The following is a 23,947-nucleotide window of genomic DNA, read 5'->3' on the forward strand; positions in this document are numbered from 1 at the left end:
TGGCAGGGAGGGGCGTCGAAAAGCAAAAAAACGGGCTAGACCGCGAAGCCAAGCGCGCGCATCTGCTCGCGTCCGTCCTCGGTGATCATGTGCGCGCCCCACGGCGGCATCCAGACCCAGTTGAGCTCAAGTTTATCGGCAGAACCGCTTCCCACTACTGCGGAATGCGCCTGGTCTTCGATGACATCGGTGAGCGGGCAGGCCGGTGAGGTCAGCGTCATATTGACCACAGCAATCTTCTCGCCAGCTTCTTCTTCTACCCAGATGTCATAGACCAAACCAAGGTCAACGACGTTGATCCCCAGTTCGGGGTCAATGACATCGCGCATGTACTCCTCGACATCATAAGCCTGGGCGACCTGCTCTTCAGTTTGCTCGGTGGGACGCTCCCGAGCACCGTCGAAGTTTGAGGAAGAGGCCTTGTCCTCTGCTGCTTCTTCGACGACCGGGGCTTGTTCGTTGGTATTGTCCTGGGTCATTTATTCTCCCTTTCTTTGAGGGCTTCGGCGGTGGCGGCTTGGAAAGCCTTCCACCCGAGCAGGGCGCACTTCACGCGCGCCGGGTATTTAGACACACCAGCGAAGGCAATTCCGTCACCGATCAAGTCCTCATCGCCAACTTCCTTGCCACGGGAAGTGACCATCTTGTCGAATTCGGCGAGTTTCTTCATTGCCTCAGCTACTGGCTGGCCGATAAGCTCCTCGGCCATCACTGAGGTAGAAGCCTGCGAAATGGAACAGCCCTCTGCGTGATAGGACACGTCCTCGACGGTAGAACCGTCTTCCGAAAGCTGGACCCGCAACGTCAGCTCATCGCCACAGGACGGGTTGACATGGTGGACCTCTGCGCCGAAGGGCTCACGCAAACCCGCATGCTGCGGGTTTTTGTAGTGGTCCAGGATTACTTCCTGGTACATCGATTCCAGGTTCATCTAGCTCACCTTGAAAAAGTCTCGGGCGTAGTTGATCGCGGCCACTAGGGCATCGACCTCCGCACGCGTGTTGTAAAGGTAGAAGCTCGCCCGGGCTGTGGACTGAGCGTTGGCTGCCCGGTGGACTGGCCATGCGCAATGGTGTCCCACCCGGATGCATACACCCTGACTGTCAAGGACCTGGCCTAGATCATGAGGGTGGATGCCGGCTACATCAAAGGAAACTGCACCGCCACGATTCTCAGTGTTCTCTGGCCCAACTATGCGCAAACCGGGAACGGTATTGAGCTTAGTCAATGCATAAGCAGTGAGTTCCTGCTCATGCGCATGGATATTATCCATGCCAATTTCACTGAGGAAATCTACGGCCTCTCCCAAGGCGACGACCTGGCTATTCATCTGAGTGCCAGCTTCGAAACGCTGGGGCGCAGGAGCAAAGGTTGATCCTTCCATGCGCACCACTTCAATCATGGAACCGCCAGTAAGAAACGGCGGCAACGTGTTGAAGTGCTCGGCTTTGCCATAGACAACTCCGACACCGGTTGGTCCACACATTTTATGTCCGGAAAAAGCGGCGAAGTCGACGTCCAAGGCATGGAAATCAACGGCCATATGAGGCACAGATTGGCAGGCATCGAGTACGGTCACAGCGCCAACGGACTTTGCCCGTCGAACCAATTCAGCAACATCAGACACCGCACCAGTCACATTGGACTGATGAGTAAAGGCAACCACCTTGACGGATTCATCGAGTTCGAGGGAATCGAGATCAATCCTTCCGTCCTTAGTCACTGAGTACCACTTGAGAGTTGCCCCGGTACGCCGACACAATTCCTGCCACGGAACCAAGTTGGCATGGTGCTCTAGCTCGGTGACCACGACGGTGTCGCCCTCCCCGACCTGAAGCTGCCCAGAGCGGTCATCACCCAAGGTATAGGCCAACAGGTTCAGACCCTCAGTAGCGTTCTTGGTGAACGCAATTTCTTCTCCCTCGGCACCGACGAAAGCCGCGATCTTCTCCCTAGCGGATTCGTAGAGATCAGTCGCTTCCTCCGCAAGTTGGTAGGCACCTCGGTGCACCGGAGCGAAAGTATTGAGCACGAAGTTCTCCTCCGCCTCCCAGACCCGCCTCGGGCGCTGGGAAGTAGCCCCAGAGTCGAGGTAGACCAATGGGTGGTCTTCGCGCACCGTGCGCGAGAGGATCGGAAACTGCGAGCGGATCGCCGTAGTATCGAGTGCCCCGTCGGAGTCGAGGTACCGGCTCATCGAACGAACTGATCGTAGCCGTCGGCTTCGAGCTTATCGGCGAGCTCAGCGCCACCGGTGGTGACGACGCGGCCGTCGGAAAACACGTGAACGAAGTCGGGCTTAATGTAGTTGAGGATGCGCTTGTAGTGAGTAATCAGCAGGATGCCGCCGTTGGTTTCTTCCTGGTAGCGGTTGATTCCCTCGGAGACCACGCGCAAAGCATCGACGTCGAGACCGGAGTCAGTCTCATCCATCACGGCGAATTTCGGCTTGAGCAGACCAAGCTGAAGCACCTCGTGGCGCTTCTTCTCGCCACCGGAGAAGCCCTCGTTGACTGAGCGCTCACCGAAGGACTTATCGATGTTGAGGTTGTCACGAGCAGAGTTGAGCTCCTTGACCCACTCGCGCAGCTTCGGAGCCTTGCCGCGAACTGCACTCACGGCGGTGCGCATGAAGTTCGAAGAGGAAACCCCGGGGATTTCAGTCGGGTACTGCATAGCTAGGAACATGCCAGCGCGAGCGCGCTCATCAACGTCGAGTTCGAGGATGTTGACGCCGTCGAGCAGGACCTCGCCCTCGGTGATTTCATAGCGCGGGTGGCCGGCAATGGTGTAGGCAAGCGTGGACTTGCCGGAGCCGTTGGGGCCCATGATGGCGTGAGTCTCACCGGAATTGATGGTGAGGTTAACACCCTTGAGGATAGCCTTCGGCTCGACGGATTCGTCTGCAGGCAGCACCTGGGCGTGGAGGTTCTTGATTTCGAGAGTGGACATCTACGTCTCTTTCGGTTCTAGGTAAAAGATTCAGGATCGTGGTACTCGGGTGCGTCAGACGTGGACGGATTCGAGCTCGGCAGTGATGCGTCGCTCAAGTTCCTCACGGATGGACTCGACCGGAATACGGTTGATGACCTCGGAGAAGAAGCCGTGGATGATCAGGCGACGTGCCTCATCTTCCGGAATACCACGGGCCATGAGGTAGAAGACGTGGTCGTTATCGAAACGACCAACGGTGGCGGCGTGACCGGCACCGGAGATTTCCCCGGTCTCGATCTCCAGGTTCGGAATGGTGTCTGCGCGAGCGCCCTCGGTGAGCACCAAGTTCCGGTTGACCTCGTAGGTATCTGTTCCCAGGGCGTTAGAGCGGATGAGCACATCTCCAACCCAGCACGTACGCGCTTCGGGCTTATCCGAAGTCGGATCTGCCTGCAGCGCGCCTTTGTACATGACATTGGAACGGCAGTTGGGGACGGCGTGGTCGACCAAAAGGCGGTTTTCAATGTACTGGCCGTCATCTGCGAAGTAGACCCCGAGGAGCTCGGCGTCGCCGCCGGGTGCGGTGAATTTCACTCGCGGGACGATTCGGACAATCTGCCCACCGAAGGTGGAAACGTTGTGCCGAAGCACTGAGTCACGGCCCAAGCTGGCGGTGTGCCCGGAGAGGTGGACAGCGTCATCATCCCAATCGGCATCGACGATCAAGGTCAGTCGGGCGTTGTCGCCGATGACGATCTCAATATTGTCAGCGTGGGTTCCTGAGCCGCGATAGTTCAATGCCACGGTGGCTTCCGCGCCCGCAGCTAGCTCAATGACGGTGGCGCCGAAGGAGGTGACTCCTTCGCCACGACCGGTAACAGTAACGGTGACTGGCTCGGTGGTCACCGAGTTGCTGGAGAAACCGACGTACTGTGCAGAAGGCATAGCAGTCCAGGCCTGAGCTGCGACCCGATCAACGGGTGCGCCAGCGCGGCCAAGGCGCGCATCTCCTGGTGCCAGGGTCTCAGCATTGACCGAGTCCGTAGCTTCGGCAGGAACGTCAACCTGAATATCTTGTTCGACTACTTCCGCGAAAGTGCCGTTGTGCAGGCCGCGGATGCGGCGCAGAGCGATGAAACGCCATAGCTCATCGCGGCCGCTGGGGATCTCAAAGTCCTCAACGTCGAAAGAGCTAAACAGATCGCCCTTGGTGTTATGTGGGGTGGCGTTGCCGACGGCCTTCTGGCCGTCGATGGTTCCGGTCGTCATCGGTCTAGCCCACCGATCCTTCCATTTGCAGTTCAATCAGACGGTTGAGCTCGAGGGCGTATTCCATCGGCAGTTCCTTGGCAATCGGCTCGACGAAGCCGCGGACGATCATCGCCATAGCTTCCTCTTGCGCGACTCCGCGGGACATGAGGTAGAACAACTGCTCCTCAGAGACCTTGGAGACCGTAGCTTCGTGGCCCAGAGTCACGTGGTCGTTGCGGATATCGTTGTACGGGTACGTATCCGAACGAGAAATGTTGTCGACCAACAATGCATCACACTCAACATTGGAAGTTGAGTGATGAGCATTCGCGTTGATCTGCACCAAGCCACGGTAGGCAGCTCGTCCACCGCCGCGAGCCACCGACTTGGAGACGATGTTCGAGGAAGTATGCGGAGCCATGTGCGTCATCTTGGCGCCGGTGTCCTGGAACTGACCCTCACCGGCGAATGCTACTGAGAGCACCTCACCCTTGGCGTAGGGGCCGGTCATCCAGACAGCCGGGTACTTCATGGTGACCTTGGAGCCGATATTGCCATCGACCCATTCCATGGTCGCGCCTTCTTCTGCCTTGGCACGCTTGGTTACCAGGTTGTAGACGTTGTTCGACCAGTTCTGGATCGTGGTGTAGCGGCAGCGGCCGCCCTTTTTCACGATGATCTCGACAACCGCGGAGTGCAGGGAGTCCGACTTGTAAATCGGTGCGGTACAACCCTCGACGTAGTGAACGTAAGCATCTTCATCGACGATGATCAGCGTGCGCTCAAACTGGCCCATGTTTTCGGTGTTGATGCGGAAGTAGGCCTGCAGCGGAATGTCCACGTGGACGCCCTTGGGCACGTAGATGAAAGATCCACCGGACCATACTGCGGTATTAAGAGCCGAGAACTTGTTGTCGCCGGCTGGAATAACCGAACCGAAGTACTCCTTGAAGAGCTCCTCGTGTTCCTTGAGCGCGGAGTCGGTATCGACGAAGATGACGCCCTTTTCCTCCAGATCCTCGCGGATCTGGTGGTAGACGACCTCGGATTCGTACTGCGCGGCAACGCCAGCGACCAGACGCTGCTTCTCAGCGTCCGGGATGCCTAGGCGATCATAGGTGTTGCGGATATCCTCGGGCAGGTCTTCCCAGGACTTGGCTTGGCCCTCGGTGGAACGCACGAAGTACTTGATCGTGTCGAAGTGGATACCCGACAAATCAGCACCCCAGGTAGGCATGGGCTTGCGGTCGAAGATGCTCAACGCCTTGAGGCGTTGGTCAAGCATCCACTGCGGCTCGCTCTTTTTGCCGGAGATATCTCGGACGACGTCCTCGCTGAGGCCGCGGCGAGCAGAAGCGCCCGCGTCGTCGGAATCGTGCCAGCCGTAGTTATACGGACCGATAGAATCAATGATCTGGTCATCATTCATCGGGTTCTCTAGACCGGGATTTTGTGTGGCCTGGGTCATGATCCGCTCCTTTCTTCTGGGGTCTGACTGATCTGTTTGAGAGGAATGTTGGTGGTACAAATTCCGTGTCCGTCGGCGATTAGCGCCAAGGGCTGCACGTGGCGGCCGACCATTGAGGAGATTTTCGCATGCTCGGCTTCACATAATTCAGGATGGTCTGCGGCAACGCTGGCCACCGGACAGTGATGCTGACAAATCTGGATTCCAGCCCCAGCTCGGGTCACCGTGACAGCGTACCCGTGCCGATCAAACGCATCCGCCAACTCCCCGACGGTGCGCTGAATGGAATCCTCATCATCGTCGGCTGGGCTAACACCCTCGACGATCCGATCCATCCGCCTACGTGCCATTTCAGCGACGGCGCCATCTCCCCCGGTTTCCCGAAGAATATTTAACGCCTCGCCTGCTAGCTGGTCGTAGGAGTGCCCAAATTGAGCGTGTCCCTGGTCAGTGAGGCAAAAAGCTTTAGCTGGCCGACCGCGATGTGTAGTCACGGAGGAACGTGAGCGCCGTTCTGAAACCTCGATGCTGCCTTCCGCCACCAAAATATCAAGGTGACGACGAATGCCAGCCGGGGAGATTCCCAGCCGTTCAGCGAGATCAGAAGCGGTACTCGGAGAATGTTTCAAAAGCATCAGCATGATCCGGCGGCGGGTGTCGCCGTCCGGGGACTGCGGTTGATCAACCACTGCCTTCACCTCCCTCATTGTGTGCAAACCGAGCATGGTTCGCGCACCTGCGTTGAAACACCTATGTCGTTGAACCAAAACTGGCCCTGTTCTTTCGACAACACAAGTGTTCCCTAATTCATTCCCGCTGTCCAACTTGGTTCACAATTCACCGGAACCAATCGCTATCTACTACCCCACTCAAAACCAAATACCCGCGCTCGCGGGGGCACTCACCGCAGCAAAGCTAGGATGACTTTGTGGACCCTAGACGCTCGGCGCCCTTTCGCGCCCTCACCTCAGACCTGCCCAGGCTGGGGCCATCTGGTTCTAGGTCAGCTTCACTACACCGCAATGACTGGGAAGACAGCGAAGTCACCTCCCTCGGGATCAGGGAGCTGACTCGCTTTCAGGTATTGCGATGGACTGGAACCACCGGGTCTTTACTCATTGGCTTCGGAGCATTGGGAGCCGGTGCCGTCCCAGTGGTGGGCAACCCCTACCAATCATTCCCAGGTGGTTGGCTCATGTCGCGGCTTCTACAAAGCTCCTCGGTGATGGTTATGTTGGGGGTCGGACTGCTGGTGTTCGCCTGGGTACTCATGGCACCTTTCACCGGAGCCTCCCTCACCAATCGAATGAGTAGAGGACCACGTGCCGCAGTAAGCACGTCCCTGATTAAACGCACTTTCGCCGCCTGGGTTTTGCCAATTTTGTTCACGGCACCGGTATTTACCCAAGACATTTACTCTTATCTCGCGCAAGGATCCATCGTTGCCCAAGGGCTAGATCCCTATTCCGCGGGGCCGGTGGACCTGCTCGGCCCAGAAAATGCGCTCGCCCGTTCGGTGCCTTTTATCTGGTCATCTTCGCCTTCTCCTTATGGGCCAGTAGCTCTTGGTTTAGCCTCGTTAATCAGCCAGATCACCGGAGACTCCATCATTCTCGGCGTGATCGCACACCGGTTGGTTTCCCTGCTCGGGCTGATCGCCGCCGGGTGGGCGATCAGTCGATTGGCTCAGCGCTGCCATGTCAGCCCCGTAGCCGCCCTGTGGCTAGGCATGCTCAATCCGTTGACCATTCTGCATCTGGTTGGCGGCATACATAATGAGTCGATTCTGCTTGGCCTCATGCTCGTGGGCCTAGAGCTTGGGTTGCGTGGAGTGGATAGGCTGGAAGGCCGAAACGGGCAACCGCATTCCCTGCGCAGTGGGTGGTGGCTCATTCTGGTCTCTGCCGCACTGATTTCCAGTGCCGGCTTGGTCAAAGTAACGGGCTTTTTGGCCCTAGGTTTCATTGGCATGAATCTTGCTCGCCACTTCATGCGTAGTGGTCGGCACCCAGCCGTGGCACTGACAATGGCGGTGACAGTCCAAGTTGCTCTCCTTGTTGCCACCATCGCGGTAGTCACCGTGGCCACCGGCATCGGCCTAGGTTGGGTTACCGGCCAGGGAGGAGCGGTGTCGATACGCAGTTGGATGTCGATGACCACAGATATCGGCGTCATTTCCGGTTGGTTTGGCATGATCCTGGGGCTGGGCGATCACACCGAAGCAATCCTATCCATCACTAGGGCCGCAGGCATTCTCATCGCAGCCCTGTTCATGGTCCGCATGCTTTTTGCTACCTTCCGGGGCACCATCCATCCGGTTGGTGGCCTCGGCGTATCGACGTTCGTGCTGGTCATCCTCTTCCCAGTGGTCCACCCTTGGTACATGCTCTGGGCTATTCTCCCGCTTGCGGCCTGGGCAAACCGCTCGCTTTTCCGGGTAGGTGTGGTTGTCTATTCCTCAGCGATGAGCCTATTTGTCCTTCCCCGCGGACTATCCCTTACCCCGGGAACCGTGGCGTTTATCTATGTGGGCGCGGCGGTAGCATTTTTCCTTGTGGTGACATGCGGTTGGTGGCTGTTGCGGCGACGCGGAATTCTTGGCCTACACTAATTAATCGTGTCTACAACTTCTGACGGATCCACAGATTCCTCCAGTTACGTGCTGGAGCTGATCGATGTGGTCAAAGCCTTTGGCGAGACCACCGCCGTCAATGGACTGACCCTCAATGTTCGACGCGGAGAGATCCTCGCGCTACTGGGCCCCAACGGAGCTGGCAAGACGACAACGATCGAAATGTGTGAGGGCTTTCTTAGCCCCACTTCCGGGAGCATTCGGGTGCTAGGAATCGATCCGAACACTCACCCCGACCAAGTTCGTCGTCGAATCGGGATCATGCTTCAAGGCGGCGGTGCCTACTCCGGCATCCGAGTTGAGGAGATGCTCAACCTAGCGGCTTCCTACAACGATAATCCGCTCTCACCTGATTGGCTGATTGACATCCTCGGCCTAGACGGGGCTCGCCGAACCACCTATCGCCGTCTGTCTGGTGGTCAGCAACAACGACTCTCCCTTGCTCTCGCGCTAATCAGTCGACCAGAGCTCATCTTTTTGGATGAACCGACCGCTGGACTAGATGCCCAATCACGATTGGTGGTGTGGGAACTAGTCGATGCATTGCGCCGTGATGGGGTGACCGTCATTCTCACCACCCACCTCATGGACGAGGCAGAAGCTCTGGCTGACCGCATCGTCATTATTGATCGCGGTAGCATCCTTGCTGAAGGTACTCCCGCAGAATTGACCTCAGTTGGCGCTACCACCGCGCGGGTGAGTTTTGAGACTGATCGTCCACTCGACACCATGATTGCCGACATCGAGTTGGCGGCTCGTTGCCCGAAGCCTCCACAGATTGAGTGCCTTCGACCGCTCTTCTACCGAGTTGCAGCCCCAGCGACGCCGAATCTGGTGGCGGCATTAACTGCCGCGGCAGCTGAACAAGGGGTCTTGGTGCGCAGACTTGATGTCGACCATCGAAACCTAGAGGAAGTATTCCTCGATATCACCGGCCGGAATATGAGGAGTTGAAGAAGATGCACACCAACCCGGAGAACAATCGTTTCGCACCTGGCACCTTCGCCCCCGCTCCTCGGCGTGCCCCCAGGCACAAGATGATGGCTGCCCAAGGCCGAATGGAGACCATTCTGTTTCTTCGCCACGGCGAGCAACAGCTGCTCAGCGTGGTCATTCCCTTGGCAATGCTGCTGATCGTCGGTCGAATCCCGCTGCTCGGCGAAGACACTGGAGTCGATGAGATCTTCCCGATGATGCTAGCGATTGCCACCACTAGCTCAGGTTTTACCGGACAAGCCATTGCACTAGCTTTCGACCGTCGATACGGAGCGCTCAAACGCACCGGCGCCTCTGGGGTGCCAGCTGAGACCATTATTGCCGGAAAGGTTATTGCAGTTGCGGTCATGGCAGTGCTCCAGACCTTCTTGCTGGGTGGCGCTGCGCTGGCGTTGGGCTGGCGCGTAGACCTCACCGGCATTGCCCTCGGTGCGATAACACTGCTTGCCGGAGTCGCGGCCTTTAGCGCGCTCGGGCTGCTTATGGGAGGCACGCTAGGTGCCGAAGTGGTCTTGGCTTTGGCCAACCTCATTTGGGTGGTGCTGATCGGCTTGGTGGGCTGGGTGGTCTACTCCCAAGGACTTACCGATGCTGGCTGGTACACGGCTATCCCGTCAGTGGCTCTCGCTGCCGGTTTAACGCTATCGTTCGAGGGTATCGTCCCGTGGACGGAGATTCTCGTCCTGCTTGGTTGGTCAGTTGCGGCAGTTGCCGCTGCTACTCGCTGGTTCCGGTTTAGTTCTTAGAATATGAGTGGCTCGCGCCACAGTTGAGATAGCCCTGGAATGGTGGCTTATCCTGCGCGAACGGGTAGGGTGGACGCCGTGACTGAGACTGCATCTGTTTCCACCCGCGCTACTAGGACTCCCTCGGTCCGGTTGCAACGAACACTCGCGATGATCCTTTTGGTGGCCCAAGGCGCGATCACCGTCACTGGATCAATTGTCCGAGTAACTGGCTCCGGTTTGGGCTGTAACACCTGGCCTAACTGCCATGAGGGTTCGCTGGTTCCGGTTCAGGGCGCGGCTCCTGCGCTCCATCAGGCCATCGAATTCGGCAACCGCCTGTTGACCTTCGTGCTCGCTGCCATTGCTTTGGCCGTGTTTATCGCCGTCATCAAGGCAGGACGCCGCCGTGAGATCAAGCTCTACGCGTTGATCTCGGGCCTGGGGATCATTCTCCAGGCTGTACTCGGCGGCATCTCCGTTCTGTTGGACCTGCAGTGGTGGGTAGTAGCCATCCACTTCTTGCCTTCCATGGTGTTGGTCTGGATCGCAGCTCTGCTCTACATGCGTATCGCTGAGCCTGATGATGGTCAACCGACTCAACTATTCCCACAACGTATCCGCTCCCTGACGGTCGCCGCTGCAGTGGCGCTGTCTTTGGTTTTGGCTACCGGGACCATGGTTACCGGATCCGGCGTCCATGCCGGAGATGATGGCGTCGGTATGGATGGCCGTCTTGAGGTCAATATCGAAACCATGGCCTATATCCACGCAGCCAGCATGTACATCTATTTGGCTGCCACTGCGCTCATTGTCTGGATGCTCTACCGGACCTCAGCCTCTGTGTCAGTCAAGCGCAGCGCCTGGGTCTTGATCGCTATGATCCTTATCCAATGGGCCATCGGCGTCATTCAATTCAATCTCGGCATCCCGCGCTGGACCATCCCGGCACACATCGCAATGTCTTCCGTCGTGGTCGCTTTCTCGGCCTTCCTATACGCTCATGGCCGCCGTCGCGTTTCCACTGAACCTGAAAAGGCCACCGCTAGCGCTGAGATGTAGCTAGCCTGGATGCCATGAAGGCAATTCAGATTACTCACACTGGGGGCCCTGAGGTCCTCTCCTTGCAGGAAATTGACTCCCCCGTACCCACCGAGGATGAAGTTCTCGTTAATGTCCAAGTGGCCGGGGTCAATTTCATCGACACCTACTATCGCGAAGGCGTCTATCACGCACCGCTGCCCTTCGTGCCCGGCCTAGAAGGCACCGGCCGGGTGGCCTATGATCCCCGTGGGGATATTGCGGTCGGTACTGTTGTCGCTTGGTGCGACGCGTTCGGTTCCTACGCACAACAGGTCTGTGTCCCCCGTGAACGGCTGGTAGCAGTCCCCGAGGGAGTCAGCCCCGAAGTAGCGGCCTCGATGCTGCTACAGGGCATTACCGCCCACTACCTCACCTATGGGGTCTATGACCTCAAAGAGGGAGACTCCTGCCTGATTACTGCTGGTGCTGGCGGGGTTGGCCTCTTGGCTACCCAGATGGCTGCAGCTAAGGGGGTTCGGGTGTTTTCAGTGGTCTCCAGCGATGAGAAAGAAAAGCTAGCCATCGAGGCTGGTGCTACTGAGGTATTCCGCTACTCCGATAACCTCGCAGAGATCGTGCGCCGCCGGAACAATGGCGCGGGCGTCGATGTGGTCTATGACGGCGTCGGAAAGGACACCTTTGCCGAATCATTAGAGGCAGTGCGCCCTCGAGGCACCGTTTGTCTCTTTGGCGCGGCTTCCGGGCCCGTCGAACCGGTTGATCCTCAGCTGCTCAACACTCATGGCTCGATCTTTTTGACTCGGCCGTCGATTGGTGCGTGGACCTCAGGTGAGGGCGAATTCCGGATGCGGGCTCAGGCGGTAACTCAAGCGATCGTGGACGGTACGCTACGTTTCCGTGTCTCTGACGCCTACGACTTAGCAGACGCTGAACAGGCGCACCGAGATCTCCAAGGCCGTCGGACCACTGGATCAATCGTGCTGCGCGTGCAGGACTAGAAACCGGAGGGTTGGACTACCCACCACTGATTGATCAGAAGAACGTGGTAGTCCAGCCCAGCATCTCCCCGATGGTCTCCCAACCCAACACTGCGTCAATCGAGAGTGAGACAAAGACCAAAGCGAGATAGTTATTCGAGAGAATAAACAGCTTCAGCGGCTTAACGGTAGCTCCCTTGACTATTCCTCGGTGCAAGATAATTGCCATGTAGAGGAAGTAGACACCACCAATCAAGGCGCCGGCTAGGTAGATCCATGAGGCACCTGGCACCAGCAATAGCGAGGTAATAACGGTGGCCCACGTGTACCAAACGATCTGACGGGTGACCGCAACTGGCTTCCGCACGACTGGGAGCATAGGCACGCCTGCACGCTCATAATCGTCTTTGTACTTCATGGCCAGCGCCCAAGTATGCGGCGGGGTCCAGAAGAAGATGATCATAAACAGCACGATCGCCTGCCACCATTGAGCAGGAACTCCCTCGGGGAGATTATCGGTGATGACTGCCCAGCCCACTAAGACCGGCATACATCCTGCGGCACCGCCCCAAATAATGTTCTGCCAGGTCCGGCGTTTGAGCCACTTGGTGTAAACGAAAATATAGAACCAGTTGGTCAGCGCGATGAAAAAGGCAGCTAACCAAGAGCCACACAGCAGACCCAGCCAGAGGATCGACACAGTCAGCAAAGTCCAAGCAAAAATGCTGGCGTGAAGATTTGAGACGGTGTGGCGAACCAGCGGCCTAGCCCTCGTACGCCCCATTTTCTGATCAATATCTGAATCAGCCACCATGTTGAAGGTGTTGGCCGCGGCCGCACCCATCCAACCACCGATGACGGTTAATAGGATCAACAAAATGTTGCTCTCGCCACGCTCTGCCTGCAGCATCACAGGAATCGTGGCCACGAGGAGCAACTCAATAACCCTCGGCTTCGTCAGCGCAATATAGGCCTTGATTGTCTCCAAGGAAGATTCCTCCAGCAGCAGGGTGGTATTAACGGCACAGACGCGATGAAAAGGTGCCTGAAAAATAAGTCGAGTCTGAATTTCAGGATAGTTGCCCACCATCCCACGGCGCCGAGTGGGACACAGGGTTAAGCCCTGTCAGCCTACCTGCCCTACCCACCCCTACCGCAATCAGCCGTCCCGTGATGGTGGTTTAACTAACCCCGTGCCCGTCTTTAACCAATTTCCACGGCCCCCTAGATTATGGGTACACCCTTGAACTGGGTATCTAGGGCAGTCACCCATCGGTTGAAGCATCCGCACTAAGGTGGGCCATGATAAATACTGTCGGTGCCCTTGGCCGCCGATGTTTCCCGAAATAGACTTATTCCCGACCCTTAAAGTAAGGATTCTCCTGTGACTTTGTCGCCCGAACTGCAGGCACTGACCGAGCGTCGCTACCCCACCGACTGGAGCGATGTTGATACCCGCGCAGTGGATACTGTCCGTGTCCTAGCTGCCGATGCAGTCCAAAAGTGCGGTTCCGGGCATCCGGGCACCGCTATGTCGCTGGCACCGTTGGCCTACACCCTCTATCAGCGGATCATCAACCATGATCCCACTGACACCAACTGGGTTGGCCGCGACCGCTTCGTGCTCTCCTGTGGGCACAGCTCCCTGACCCAGTACATCCAGCTCTACTTGGGTGGATTCGGCCTCGAGCTCGAAGACCTGCAGGCGCTGCGCACCTGGGGCGCGTTGACCCCAGGGCACCCGGAGGTCGGGCACACCAATGGTGTGGAAATCACCACCGGTCCACTGGGCCAGGGTCTGGCCTCAGCCGTAGGTATGGCTATGGCTGCCCGCCGCGAGCGTGGCCTCTTCGATCCGGAGACCCCGGCTGGCGAGTCCCCCTTCGATCACTTCGTCTACGTCATCGCTTCTGACGGTGATCTACAAGAGGGCGTGACTGCAGAAGCGTCTTCCATCGCTGGCACCCAGCAGTTGGGCAACCTCATCGTGTTCTGGGATGACAACCGCATCTCCATCGAAGATGACACCCAGATTGCGTTCACCGAAGACGTTTCGGCCCGCTACCGCGCCTACGGCTGGCAGACCATCGAGATCGATGGTGGTGAAGACGTCGCAGCTATCGAAGCTGCTGTTGTCGCCGCCAAGGCCGATACCTCCCGCCCGACCTTCATCCGCGTACGCACCGTTATCGCCTACCCGGCCCCCAACGCCCAGAACACCGGCGCTTCTCACGGTTCTGCCCTCGGCGCAGAAGAGGTCGCAGCCACCAAGGAGGTCTTAGGCTTCGATCCTGAGCAGAGCTTCCAGGTTGATGATGAGGTGCTGGCACATACTCGTAGCTTGTGTGAGCGTGGCGCAGCCAAGCACGCCACCTGGCAGGAATCCTTCGACGCCTGGGCGGCCAATAACCCCGAGCGCAAGCAGTTGCTCGATCGCCTCGTGGCGCGCGAGCTGCCCGCTGGTTTCGCCGACGATCTGCCTTCCTGGGATGCCGATGAGAAGGGGGTCGCTACCCGTAAGGCTTCAGAGGCGGCTCTCCAGGCACTCGGCGCCACTATGCCGGAACTATGGGGCGGATCAGCCGACTTGGCTGGCTCCAACAACACCGTTATCAAGGGTTCACCGTCTTTCGGCCCCAATGAGATTTCTACTGATACCTGGTCTGCTGAGCCCTACGGCCGTAACCTTCACTTCGGTATCCGTGAGCATGCCATGGGTTCAATCCTCAACGGCATTGCGCTCCACGGCCCGACCCGCGCTTATGGCGGCACCTTCCTGATCTTCTCTGACTACATGCGCCCGGCCGTCCGTCTCGGCGCATTGATGAAGTCTGATGTCTACTACGTGTGGACTCACGATTCCATCGGGCTGGGCGAAGATGGCCCGACCCACCAGCCGGTAGAGACCCTCGCTGCGCTGCGCACCATTCCGGGCTTGTCCATCCTGCGCCCGGCCGATGCCAACGAGACTGTTCAGGCATGGGCTGCAGCGCTCGAATACCGCGAGTCTCCCAAGGGATTGGCCCTGACTCGCCAGAATATTCCGGTGCTCGAAGGAACCAAGGAAAAGGCTGCTGAGGGTGTTCGCCGTGGCGCCTATGTCCTCGTCGAATCATCCAAGGCCACCCCAGAGGTCATCCTCATGGGCACCGGCTCTGAGGTTCAGCTCGCCGTTGCCGCTGCCAAGACCCTAGAAAACGAGGGCATTGCCACTCGCGTGGTCTCCGTTCCTTGTATGGAGTGGTTCGCTGAGCAGGACGCAGACTACATCGAGTCGGTTCTACCCACCGCCGTGGGTGCTCGCGTCTCCGTCGAGGCCGGCATCGCTATGCCGTGGCACCGCTGGACTGGCACTCAAGGCCGCAACGTCTCCTTGGAGCACTTCGGTGCCTCCGCTCCTTATCAGAAGCTGTTCGAGGAATTCGGCATCACCGCCGAAGCCGTTGTCGCCGCCGCCCACGACAGCATCGCCGCCGCCCGCTAAGTCGGACGCCTATGCTTTCCGATAGCAACCACCGCAAAGGACTCACTTCATGACCCATATTGACGAGCTCGCCGCGCTCGGCACCTCTACTTGGCTCGATGACCTCTCCCGGGACCGGATTACCTCCGGCAACCTGCAGGAAGTCATCAACACCAAGTCCATCGTCGGCGTGACCACCAACCCCTCGATTTTCGCCTCCGCGATGAGCAAGGGCACTGCCTACGATAAGCAGATCAGCCAACTCAAAGATCAAGGCGCCAGCGTTGACGAGGCAGTGTATGCCATGTCCGTTGACGATGTTCGCGATGCCTGCGACATCTTCACCGAGATTTACCATTCTTCCCATGGCCAGGATGGCCGTGTCTCCATCGAGGTAGATCCGCGCATCTCCGCTGACCGTGCGGCCACCATCGCCCAAGCTCGCCAGCTGTGGGCCACCGTCGACCGACCCAACGTCATGATCAAGATCCCGGCCACCGTCGAGTCGATCCCCGCGATCACCGATGCATTGGCCGAAGGCATCTCCGTCAATGTGACGTTGATTTTCTCTGTGTCCCGCTACCGTGAGGTGCTGGTTGCCTACCGCGAAGGCATCCAGCAGGCCGCCGCAAACGGCCACGACGTCAGCAACATCTTCTCTGTGGCTTCCTTCTTCGTCTCCCGTCTCGACACCGAGATCGACCGTCGACTCGATGAGATCGGCACCGATGAGGCATTGGCGCTCAAGGGCAAGGCTGGGGTGGCTAACGCTCACCGCGCCTACGCTCTGTTTAAGCAGTTCGGCTCAGCCGAACTTCCGGAAGGCGCTAATCTCCAGCGTCCGCTGTGGGCCTCGACTGGGGTCAAAAACCCCGACTACCCCGCTACCCTCTATGTCTCTGAGCTAGCTGGCCCCGATACCGTCAACACCATGCCGGAGTCGACCATCGACGCCGTCCTCTCCGAGGGCGGTCTGCACGGAGATACCCTCTCCGACGTCGAAGCTGCCGCCGAGGCAGTCTTTGCAGGACTCGCTAGCGTCGGCATCGACATCGAAGAAGTTTTCAGTGTGTTGGAGCAGGAGGGCGTCGATAAGTTCGTGGCCTCTTGGACCGAGCTGCTTGACTCGATGGAAACTCAGCTCAGCTAGCCTGACACTGCCTGTCTAGGCTTTCTCGAAAGGACCTGCCCATATGCCATCGACTTCCTCCACCGAGTGGGTAAACCCATTAAGGGATAGCCACGATAAACGGCTCCCACAGATCGCCGGGCCCTCCGGCATGGTGATCTTCGGAGTCACTGGGGATCTAGCCCGCAAGAAACTGCTCCCTGCCATTTATGATTTGGCCAATCGCGGTTTGTTGCCGGCTGGTTTTACCCTGGTTGGTTTCGGACGCAGGTCCTGGTCCAAGTGTGATTTCGAGGACTATGTGCGCACAGCCGTGGAGGCGGGTGCGCGCACGAAGTTCCGCGAGAATGTCTGGGAGCGGCTGGCCGAAGGCATGCATTTTGTCGAAGGTGCCTTTGACGACGATGCTTTCGACCGGCTCGCAGCAACTCTCAAGGAGATGGATTCCACCAGAGGTACCGCCGGAAACTGGGCGCTATACCTCTCGGTCCCGCCCGACTATTTCTCCCAGGTCTGTCACCAATTGCAGCGCTCCGGGATGGCCGAGGCCAGCCCTCGATCTTGGCGCCGAGTGATCATCGAAAAGCCCTTTGGTAGCGACCACGCCACTGCTCGTGAACTCAACCAAGTAGTCAACTCTGTCTTTCCCGAGGAGTCGGTGTTCCGCATCGACCACTACCTGGGCAAAGAAACTGTCCAGAATATCCTGGCGCTGCGTTTTGCCAACCAGCTTTTTGATCCACTGTGGAATAGCCATTACGTCGACCACGTCCAGATCACCATGGCCGAGGACTTCGGACTGGGGGGCCGGGCTGGCTACTACGACGGCATTGGCGCTGCGCGCGACGTCATCCAAAACCACCTCATCCAGCTGCTAGCACTAGTAGCAATGGAAGAACCTGCCGCTTTCGACCCCACCGAGCTGCAGGCGGAAAAGATCAAGGTCCTACGCGCGACCTCGCCGGTCCATCCACTGAACAAAACCACCGCTCGGGGACAATATGCCGCAGGTTGGCAGGGATCCGAGCAGGTCAAGGGACTGCGTGAGGAAGAAGGATTCGATCCTGAGTCCACCACCGAGACCTATGCCGCTTGCACCCTGCAGGTCAATACCAGGCGTTGGGCAGGTGTGCCTTTCTATCTGCGCACCGGTAAACGCTTGGGCCGACGGGTCACTGAGATCGCGATCGTGTTCAAGCAAGCTCCTCATCAACCTTTCGCTGAGCGACAAATCACTTCGCTAGGCAACAATGCCGTGGTCATCCGCGTTCAGCCAGATGAAGGCGTCCTCATGCGCTTCGGCTCCAAGGTTCCGGGATCAACGATGGAAGTCCGCGATGTGAACATGGACTTCTCCTACGCCGAGGCCTTCACCGAGGAATCCCCCGAGGCCTATGAGCGGCTGATCCTGGATGCTTTGCTCGATGAGTCCAGCCTCTTTCCCACCAATGAAGAAGTTGAGCTGTCCTGGAAAATCCTGGATCCGATCCTAGAATATTGGGCGGTCCAAGGTCAGCCCGAGGAATACTCCTCCGGCACGTGGGGGCCAGATGGCGCCGACCGGATGCTCACCCGTAGCGGCCGCACTTGGCGTCGACCCTAATCGACTCGCCCCGCATCACCTTGTTAGCCAAATCGGAAAGGCCATCATGATCATCAGTCTCCCGGATACCACCACCAGGAAGATCGCCGCGAGTCTGTTGGATGCGCGCGAGAATAACTCGCAGACCACCGGTCGCGTTCTTACTCTCATTGTCGTTGCTGCCTTCGATGACGACGTCGATCACATCATCTCCGTCACCAGAGATGCCTCCCATGAGCATCCCGCCCGCGTCATCGTTTTGCTGACTGGGCCCGCAGATGAGGAGTCCCATCTAGACGCAGAGGTTCGGGTCGGTGGCCATTCCGGGGCTTCCGAGATGGTCATCATGCGCATCACCGGTGAGATGACCGGCCATTTAGAATCGGTAGTCACTCCTTTGTTGCTACCAGACACCCCGGTCGTTGCTTGGTGGCCCACTACGGCACCGAAGGAACCGTCCAAGCACCCGTTGGGAAAACTGGCTCAGCGCAGGATTACTAATGCTGAACATTGCACTGCCAGCGAGGCTGGCTGCACCAGCGCAGAGGTTTTGGAGCGGCTACGTGCGGCTTATGCCCCTGGGGACTCGGACATGATCTGGTCGATGATCACCGGTTGGCGGGGCATCGTCGCTTCTTCTCTGGATCAGCATCCCCATGACGAGATTGAGTCGGTAACCATTACCGGACCTGCCAATACTCCCTCGGTAGACATCGCCGCGGGTTGGTTAGCCGACTGCCTCGGGATCAGGATTAATCGTGAGATATGTCAACCAGCCGAAGACGTCCGGCTGTTTCCGATCCGTTCTTTGAGCCTGAACCGGGCTTCTGGTCCAGTGACCATCGATGTGCTCGATCACCGCACGGTTCGGGTGGAGGTCACTGGCCGTCCGGAATCTTTGGTCGCCATGAGCGTGCGTATCGACGCCGATTGTCTTGCGGAAGAACTGCGCCATCTAGATCCCGATCTGACCTACGCCCATGCTTTACGTGGGCTAAACCGCGTAGATACCATCGAGGAAAAGGCTTAAAACATGCTCGTCATCAATCGAAGCAGCACTGTAGAAACACTCGTTGATCAGGCAGCAGCGGATCTTATGCAGCTGCTTGGCCAGCTTCAAATGCCTGGTGGTGGGCGCCACCGCGATGGTGTTGCTCGGATCGTACTGACAGGTGGAGGCGCCGGGATTGGTTTGCTAGAAAAGATCCGAGAGCTCGACGAAGGCCAGATCGATTGGTCACGAGTACACGTGTTCTTCGGCGACGAACGCAATGTTGCCCTCAGTGACCCAGAATCCAATGAACGCCAAGCACGGGTAGCACTGCTCGACCACGTAGATCTGCCACCAGAGCATATCCACGGCTATGGATTAACCGGCGAAGATATGACTGCGCCCGCCGCCGAGTACTCGAGCATTCTCCAGGACATCGCCCCTGAGGGCTTCGACCTGCATCTATTAGGCATGGGCGGTGAGGGCCATATCAATTCCCTATTTCCCCATACCTCAGCTGTGGCAGAATCCGAGCAGCTGGTGGTTGTGGTCACTGACTCTCCGAAGCCTCCGGCACAGCGAGTTACTTTGACGCTGCCCGCGGTAGCTAGTGCCCAGCGGGTTTGGCTATTGGTCTCCGGTGCCAACAAAGCCGAGGCTGCCGCGCAAGTCGTAGCCGGAGCAGATCCGGCGGATTGGCCAGCTGCTGGTGCACTACAGGCACCCGAGACAGTCCTCTACCTCAGCCAAGACGCTGCTGGGGAACTCCCCGCTTAAGTAGAAATAGCCAGAGAAAAAGAGACCGCGTACTCCCTATCCGGGAGCGCGGTCTCGAGTCTTGCCGTGCCTGAGCTTCAGCGAGATTAGGCGCCGAAGGCCTGCAGCAAATTAAGTGCAATGATGCAGGTGATCCAGATGATGCCCATCACAACGGTGTAGCGGTCAAGGTTTTTCTCCACCACAGTGGAACCTGAAAGGTTGGACTGGACGCCACCACCAAAGAGACTGGATAGGCCGCCACCCTTGCCCTTATGCAGGAGCACGAACACCGTCATCAAAACTGAGGTGATCACGAGGATGATCTGAAGAGCGAGAGTCATGGGGCGCGGAATCCTTATACGTCGACAGAGTGAAACTCCGGTTCAGTGTACACCACCTACCCGGTAGCAGGCAGGCGGTGTCCTAGCCGCTATCCGGAGTTGCGAAGTGCTGTGGCCAGTCCATTCATCGTCAGCTGAATGCCTCGGGACACGGCATCCCGATGGTCCCCAGCACGGTGGCGTCGCAGCATCTCCAGCTGGATGATATTCAATGGAAGCAGGTACGGGAAGCGTCGACGAACCGAACGAGCCAACATCGGGTTATCGGCGAGTAAGTCACCGCTGCCAGTGACTTCAGCAAACATCCGCTTGGTCAGCTCGAACTCATCAACGATGACCCCGTGGATACGGTCAGCGATCTCGCGATCATCCATCAGCCGTGCATAAAGGCCGGAAATCTGCATGCCAGCCTTGCTCACCACCTGGGCCATGTTCGAGAGCACCGAAGCGAAAAATGGCCAGGTCTCGTAGAGATGGCGCAGCTCTGCCCGACGTTCATCAGCCTGCTCGCCCTCTCCGATCCACTCTTCCAAGGCCGTACCGACCCCGAACCATCCTGGAAGCAGGACACGGGACTGCGACCAGGCCAACACCCAGGGAATCGCGCGCAAGTCTTCAACACCAGAGGTTTGTTTACGCGAGGACGGTCGCGAACCAATATTGAGGGAACCGATCTCATGCAAAGGCGTGGACTGAACGAAGTAAGGAATAAATCCCGGATCTTCATGGACCAATGCGGAGTACTTTTCCCGGCTGATCCGAGCCAGCTCCGTCATGATTTCGACGGCGCGCTCCCGGTCCGGAACATCGTCGACGTTGAGCAAGCTGGCTTCAAGCGTTGAAGAAACCAAGGCCTCGAGGTTGCGTCGAGCCGCACGCGGAGCACCATATTTGGCGGAGATGATCTCTCCTTGTTCGGTCACACGGACCGAACCATCGACGGCGCCTTGGGGCTGAGCCAGAATTGCCTCATAGGAGGGTCCACCTCCTCGACCAACGGTGCCTCCGCGGCCGTGGAATAGCCGCAGTCTTACGCTCTCTGCCCTACCGGCTTCGACGATCTGGGTCTCAGCATCGTAGAGAGCCCAGTTCGCAGCGAAGTATCCGCCGTCCTTGTTCGAGTCTGAATATCCAAGCATGACCTCTTGAATATCTCCCAGCTGGGTGAGATAGGAACGATAGAGTGGCAGCGACCATAGCTCTTGCAGAATCCCAGCGCCGGCTTCCAAGTCGTCGATCGTCTCGAACAACGGGATAATGTCCACGCTGCCAGTAGGATGATCGCCGTTTGCTTGGATGAGTCCGACTTCCTTAAGCAAGACCATCGGCTCGAGAATATCGCTGACGGACGTGGCCATCGAGATGATCTGGTGCGGAATCATTGCGGTGCCGAAGCGGGCAACACTATCGGCTGCCTGGCTGAACAAATCAAGCTCACGCAGGGTGGCCTCGCTGAAATCACGATACCCACGAGGCACCAACGGCCGCGGGGTGCGCAGCTCGTTGGCTAGCAGCTCGACCTTTTCTTGCTCTGAGAGGGTGGAATAGCTCGAATGGACCCTGGCGGTAGCCAATACCTCAGTCAGGACATTTTCGAAGCTCTCGGAGTTCTGCCGCAGATCGATCGAATAAAGGTGGAAACCGAAGCTATCGATCGCTGAGCGGATCGAGGTCAGACGGTCATCTGCGATGATCCCATCATGAGAAGCCCGGAGTGAGGCATCAACAATCGCTAGGTCCGCGTCAAACTCCTCCGGAGTGGCATAGGGCTCGTGATTGCGGTGCCACGCACCTTCGACGAAATCCTCGCCCAGCAAAGCTGCGGTAGTGGCGAGAATCCGGCCACGTACACCATGGATTGCTCGCCGATAGGGCTCATCAACCCGGCTGGGGACATCATTATTACCGCGACCGGCGAGCTCAATGAGATCGACGGTTACCCCGATCATCCGGTCGGAGGAGCTTAGCTCATGCTCCAACGCGTGCAATTGGACGGAGTAGTGCTTCAACACCGTTTGTGCTGCACGGCGAGCAGCGTAGTCAAGGGTTCCGGCGGTAACAAAAGGATTGCCATCGTGGTCTCCGCCAATCCAGGAACCGGGTCGAACAATCGCCCGAGGCTGGTCTTGAGCGCCAAACTCCGACTCTAGGCGATCATGCACCACTCGGTTGAGGGTCGGGATCTCTGCAAGCAGAGAGAGCGAATAGTAACGCAAGCCCACCTCAATCTCGTCTTCAATGCGCGGACGAGCCACTCGAATCAGTGCGGTCTGCCAGAGAATGGTTATCCGGCGGACGATATTTTGTTCGATCTTGGCTAGTCGAGCCTCGGTGCGTGCATTGGGTTCGGCATCCAGGATCTGGTGGCGATCTCGCATCAGATCAGTGATGTGCTTTTGAGCATCGAAGACAGTTCGTCGACGAGTTTCAGTGGGGTGTGCTGTGAGAACTGGAGCTACAAGTGCACCCTTGAGTGAATGTTCAATCTGGGTGGCCGAAACTCCGGCTTCCGAGAGCTTGGACCAGGTTGCTTCCAGCGTGGAGTCTTGAGGGGCTCCGCCTTCGTCGAGGATGCGTTCTCGGTTGGCCTCATCGTGAATGTCCTCTGCCAGATTAGCCATGAGTGCAAAGTGGCTGAAGGCTCGGATAACTGGGGTGGCCTTGGCCGGCTCGATGTCCCGGAAGAGATCTACCAGCACCTCGAGGTCCGCATTGCCGCGGGTGACCTCGAAGGCCAGCTGTCGGGCATGTTCAACAAGCTCGAAGACCTCTTCGCCTTCTTGCTCCGCGACCACCCGGCCGAGGATCCTACCGAGATAGCGGATGTCTTCTTGCAGATGATCGGGAGTAGTCATAGTGGTTTAGACCACCGCAGAGGCAGCGTTGGCTGCGAGCTTGGCGAAGGCTTCTCCGTCGAGGGAAGCACCACCAACCAAACCGCCGTCGACGTCTGGCTGTCCGATGAGCTCGGCGACCGAGTCATCCTTGACAGAACCGCCGTAGAGAATACGGAGACCATCGGCGACCTCATCGCCTGCGAGCTCACGGAGCAGGACGCGGATAGCGGCGCATACTTCTTGGGCATCGGCAGCGGAGGCAACCTTGCCGGTACCGATGGCCCACACCGGCTCATAGGCAATAACGGTGCGGGAAAGCTGCTCGGGGTCGAGGCCAGCCAAGGAATTACGGGTCTGCTCGGTGACATAGTCAACGTGGGTGCCAGCTTCGCGGATCTCCAATGGCTCACCCACGCAGACGATCGGGCTCATGCCCTCGGCGAGAACGGCAGCGGCCTTGGCTGCGACTACTGCATCGGTCTCATTGTGGTACTGGCGACGCTCAGAGTGGCCGACGACTACCCACGTGCAACCTAGCTTCGCGAGCATCTGAGCAGAGATCTCGCCGGTGTAGGCACCTGAGGCGTGCTCGGAAACATCCTGAGCGCCGTAGGAGATCTTCATCTTGTCGCTCACAGTGAGAGCTTGGACGGAGCGAATATCGGTGAACGGGACGGTGACGGCTACGTCGACCTTCTCGTAGCAATCCTTCGGCAGGGCGAAGTCCAGCTTCTGGACGGTCGCGATCGCCTGGTGGTGGTCGAGGTTCATCTTCCAGTTACCTGCGATAAGCGGGGTACGTGCCATGAGAAATACTT

The 23,947-nt window shown here is 58.2% G+C and carries 21 protein-coding genes; 10 read left to right on the forward strand and 11 right to left on the reverse strand.

All coding sequences use genetic code 11. The features are described from left to right. Positions 1 to 35 precede the first annotated feature (35 nt). From C5L39_RS02030 to C5L39_RS02060, 7 genes are read right to left on the reverse strand one after another with little or no spacing between them, the layout of a single operon-like run. The gene (locus tag C5L39_RS02030; protein WP_123047230.1) at positions 36 to 479 is read right to left on the reverse strand and encodes a metal-sulfur cluster assembly factor; all 444 of its coding nucleotides are present in this window, start codon (positions 477 to 479) and stop codon (positions 36 to 38) included. Further along, positions 476 to 931 (reverse strand): Fe-S cluster assembly sulfur transfer protein SufU, encoded by a 456-nt coding sequence (gene sufU, locus C5L39_RS02035; RefSeq protein ID WP_123047231.1) that lies wholly within the window; start codon positions 929 to 931, stop codon positions 476 to 478. Before sufU ends, C5L39_RS02030 begins: the two co-directional genes overlap by 4 nt. Beyond that, the gene (locus C5L39_RS02040; RefSeq protein ID WP_123047232.1) at positions 932 to 2,197 is read right to left on the reverse strand and encodes a cysteine desulfurase; all 1,266 of its coding nucleotides are present in this window, start codon (positions 2,195 to 2,197) and stop codon (positions 932 to 934) included. Continuing rightward, a complete protein-coding gene (gene sufC, locus C5L39_RS02045; protein WP_123047233.1) occupies positions 2,194 to 2,952 on the reverse strand; it encodes a Fe-S cluster assembly ATPase SufC in 759 nt (252 codons plus the stop codon). Before sufC ends, C5L39_RS02040 begins: the two co-directional genes overlap by 4 nt. A 54-nt stretch (positions 2,953 to 3,006) precedes the next feature. Then, on the reverse strand, positions 3,007 to 4,203 hold the full coding sequence (sufD, locus tag C5L39_RS02050) for a Fe-S cluster assembly protein SufD (protein WP_123047234.1): 1,197 nt from the start codon (positions 4,201 to 4,203) through the stop codon (positions 3,007 to 3,009). Positions 4,204 to 4,207: 4 nt separating this feature from the next. Further along, on the reverse strand, positions 4,208 to 5,653 hold the full coding sequence (gene sufB, locus C5L39_RS02055; RefSeq protein ID WP_123047235.1) for a Fe-S cluster assembly protein SufB: 1,446 nt from the start codon (positions 5,651 to 5,653) through the stop codon (positions 4,208 to 4,210). Next, positions 5,650 to 6,360 carry a helix-turn-helix transcriptional regulator gene (locus C5L39_RS02060; protein WP_123047777.1) on the reverse strand — a complete coding sequence of 237 codons (711 nt, stop codon included), beginning with the start codon at positions 6,358 to 6,360 and terminating at the stop codon, positions 5,650 to 5,652. The genes sufB and C5L39_RS02060 overlap by 4 nt, the downstream gene beginning before the upstream one ends. A 221-nt stretch (positions 6,361 to 6,581) precedes the next feature. On the opposite strand from C5L39_RS02060, the gene mptB reads away from it, so the two are divergent. From mptB to C5L39_RS02085, 5 genes are all read left to right on the forward strand, one after another. Then, the gene (gene mptB / locus C5L39_RS02065; protein WP_245974845.1) at positions 6,582 to 8,264 is read left to right on the forward strand and encodes a polyprenol phosphomannose-dependent alpha 1,6 mannosyltransferase MptB; all 1,683 of its coding nucleotides are present in this window, start codon (positions 6,582 to 6,584) and stop codon (positions 8,262 to 8,264) included. A gap of 6 nt (positions 8,265 to 8,270) precedes the next feature. Then, positions 8,271 to 9,239, forward strand: a complete 969-nt coding sequence (locus C5L39_RS02070; protein WP_245974846.1) for an ABC transporter ATP-binding protein — start codon at positions 8,271 to 8,273, stop codon at positions 9,237 to 9,239. A 5-nt stretch (positions 9,240 to 9,244) separates the two neighbouring features. Continuing rightward, entirely contained in the window at positions 9,245 to 10,027 is a 783-nt protein-coding gene (locus C5L39_RS02075; RefSeq protein ID WP_123047236.1) for an ABC-2 transporter permease, read from the forward strand. 69 nt (positions 10,028 to 10,096) lie between these two features. After that, positions 10,097 to 11,068, forward strand: a complete 972-nt coding sequence (locus tag C5L39_RS02080) for a COX15/CtaA family protein (RefSeq protein WP_425453833.1) — start codon at positions 10,097 to 10,099, stop codon at positions 11,066 to 11,068. A gap of 14 nt (positions 11,069 to 11,082) precedes the next feature. Continuing rightward, positions 11,083 to 12,048 carry a quinone oxidoreductase family protein gene (locus C5L39_RS02085; protein ID WP_123047238.1) on the forward strand — a complete coding sequence of 322 codons (966 nt, stop codon included), beginning with the start codon at positions 11,083 to 11,085 and terminating at the stop codon, positions 12,046 to 12,048. 34 nt (positions 12,049 to 12,082) lie between these two features. On the opposite strand, the gene C5L39_RS02090 is transcribed toward C5L39_RS02085, so the two are convergent. Then, positions 12,083 to 13,015: a heme o synthase gene (locus C5L39_RS02090; protein ID WP_165857953.1), complete on the reverse strand. Its 933-nt coding sequence runs from the start codon at positions 13,013 to 13,015 to the stop codon at positions 12,083 to 12,085. Positions 13,016 to 13,411: 396 nt separating this feature from the next. On the opposite strand from C5L39_RS02090, the gene tkt reads away from it, so the two are divergent. From tkt to pgl, 5 genes are read left to right on the forward strand one after another with little or no spacing between them, the layout of a single operon-like run. After that, a complete protein-coding gene (gene tkt / locus C5L39_RS02095; RefSeq protein ID WP_123047240.1) occupies positions 13,412 to 15,511 on the forward strand; it encodes a transketolase in 2,100 nt (699 codons plus the stop codon). 49 nt (positions 15,512 to 15,560) lie between these two features. Beyond that, complete coding sequence (tal, locus tag C5L39_RS02100; RefSeq protein ID WP_123047241.1) at positions 15,561 to 16,640, forward strand: transaldolase; 1,080 nt, start codon at positions 15,561 to 15,563, stop codon at positions 16,638 to 16,640. A gap of 43 nt (positions 16,641 to 16,683) precedes the next feature. Continuing rightward, a complete protein-coding gene (zwf, locus tag C5L39_RS02105; RefSeq protein ID WP_123047242.1) occupies positions 16,684 to 18,222 on the forward strand; it encodes a glucose-6-phosphate dehydrogenase in 1,539 nt (512 codons plus the stop codon). A gap of 46 nt (positions 18,223 to 18,268) precedes the next feature. Further along, a complete protein-coding gene (locus C5L39_RS02110; RefSeq protein WP_123047243.1) occupies positions 18,269 to 19,231 on the forward strand; it encodes a glucose-6-phosphate dehydrogenase assembly protein OpcA in 963 nt (320 codons plus the stop codon). Positions 19,232 to 19,234: 3 nt separating this feature from the next. After that, positions 19,235 to 19,969 (forward strand): 6-phosphogluconolactonase, encoded by a 735-nt coding sequence (gene pgl, locus C5L39_RS02115; protein ID WP_123047244.1) that lies wholly within the window; start codon positions 19,235 to 19,237, stop codon positions 19,967 to 19,969. An 86-nt stretch (positions 19,970 to 20,055) separates the two neighbouring features. On the opposite strand, the gene secG is transcribed toward pgl, so the two are convergent. The 3 genes from secG to tpiA all read right to left on the reverse strand — a co-directional run bounded on the left by secG (position 20,056) and on the right by tpiA (position 23,936). Beyond that, entirely contained in the window at positions 20,056 to 20,292 is a 237-nt protein-coding gene (gene secG / locus C5L39_RS02120) for a preprotein translocase subunit SecG (protein WP_123047245.1), read from the reverse strand. An 89-nt stretch (positions 20,293 to 20,381) separates the two neighbouring features. Then, on the reverse strand, positions 20,382 to 23,147 hold the full coding sequence (gene ppc, locus C5L39_RS02125; RefSeq protein ID WP_123047246.1) for a phosphoenolpyruvate carboxylase: 2,766 nt from the start codon (positions 23,145 to 23,147) through the stop codon (positions 20,382 to 20,384). Between the two features lie 6 nt (positions 23,148 to 23,153). Continuing rightward, on the reverse strand, positions 23,154 to 23,936 hold the full coding sequence (gene tpiA / locus C5L39_RS02130) for a triose-phosphate isomerase (RefSeq protein ID WP_123047247.1): 783 nt from the start codon (positions 23,934 to 23,936) through the stop codon (positions 23,154 to 23,156). Between the last annotated feature and the right edge of the window lie 11 nt (positions 23,937 to 23,947).

Origin of the sequence: Corynebacterium alimapuense, from assembly GCF_003716585.1 — a bacterium.
Taxonomy (GTDB): Bacteria; Actinomycetota; Actinomycetes; order Mycobacteriales; family Mycobacteriaceae; genus Corynebacterium; species Corynebacterium alimapuense.

Coding starts and splice junctions, on each gene's coding strand:
- zwf (WP_123047242.1), top strand. CDS start 16,684: ATGCCATCGACTTCCTCCACCGAGTGGGTAAACCCATTAAGGGATAGC.
- C5L39_RS02040 (WP_123047232.1), bottom strand. CDS start 2,197: ATGAGCCGGTACCTCGACTCCGACGGGGCACTCGATACTACGGCGATC.
- tpiA (WP_123047247.1), bottom strand. CDS start 23,936: ATGGCACGTACCCCGCTTATCGCAGGTAACTGGAAGATGAACCTCGAC.
- C5L39_RS02110 (WP_123047243.1), top strand. CDS start 18,269: ATGATCATCAGTCTCCCGGATACCACCACCAGGAAGATCGCCGCGAGT.
- pgl (WP_123047244.1), top strand. CDS start 19,235: ATGCTCGTCATCAATCGAAGCAGCACTGTAGAAACACTCGTTGATCAG.
- C5L39_RS02075 (WP_123047236.1), top strand. CDS start 9,245: ATGCACACCAACCCGGAGAACAATCGTTTCGCACCTGGCACCTTCGCC.
- C5L39_RS02060 (WP_123047777.1), bottom strand. CDS start 6,360: ATGAGGGAGGTGAAGGCAGTGGTTGATCAACCGCAGTCCCCGGACGGC.
- secG (WP_123047245.1), bottom strand. CDS start 20,292: ATGACTCTCGCTCTTCAGATCATCCTCGTGATCACCTCAGTTTTGATG.
- ppc (WP_123047246.1), bottom strand. CDS start 23,147: ATGACTACTCCCGATCATCTGCAAGAAGACATCCGCTATCTCGGTAGG.
- sufU (WP_123047231.1), bottom strand. CDS start 931: ATGAACCTGGAATCGATGTACCAGGAAGTAATCCTGGACCACTACAAA.
- sufD (WP_123047234.1), bottom strand. CDS start 4,203: ATGACGACCGGAACCATCGACGGCCAGAAGGCCGTCGGCAACGCCACC.
- C5L39_RS02085 (WP_123047238.1), top strand. CDS start 11,083: ATGAAGGCAATTCAGATTACTCACACTGGGGGCCCTGAGGTCCTCTCC.
- C5L39_RS02030 (WP_123047230.1), bottom strand. CDS start 479: ATGACCCAGGACAATACCAACGAACAAGCCCCGGTCGTCGAAGAAGCA.
- sufC (WP_123047233.1), bottom strand. CDS start 2,952: ATGTCCACTCTCGAAATCAAGAACCTCCACGCCCAGGTGCTGCCTGCA.
- tal (WP_123047241.1), top strand. CDS start 15,561: ATGACCCATATTGACGAGCTCGCCGCGCTCGGCACCTCTACTTGGCTC.
- sufB (WP_123047235.1), bottom strand. CDS start 5,653: ATGACCCAGGCCACACAAAATCCCGGTCTAGAGAACCCGATGAATGAT.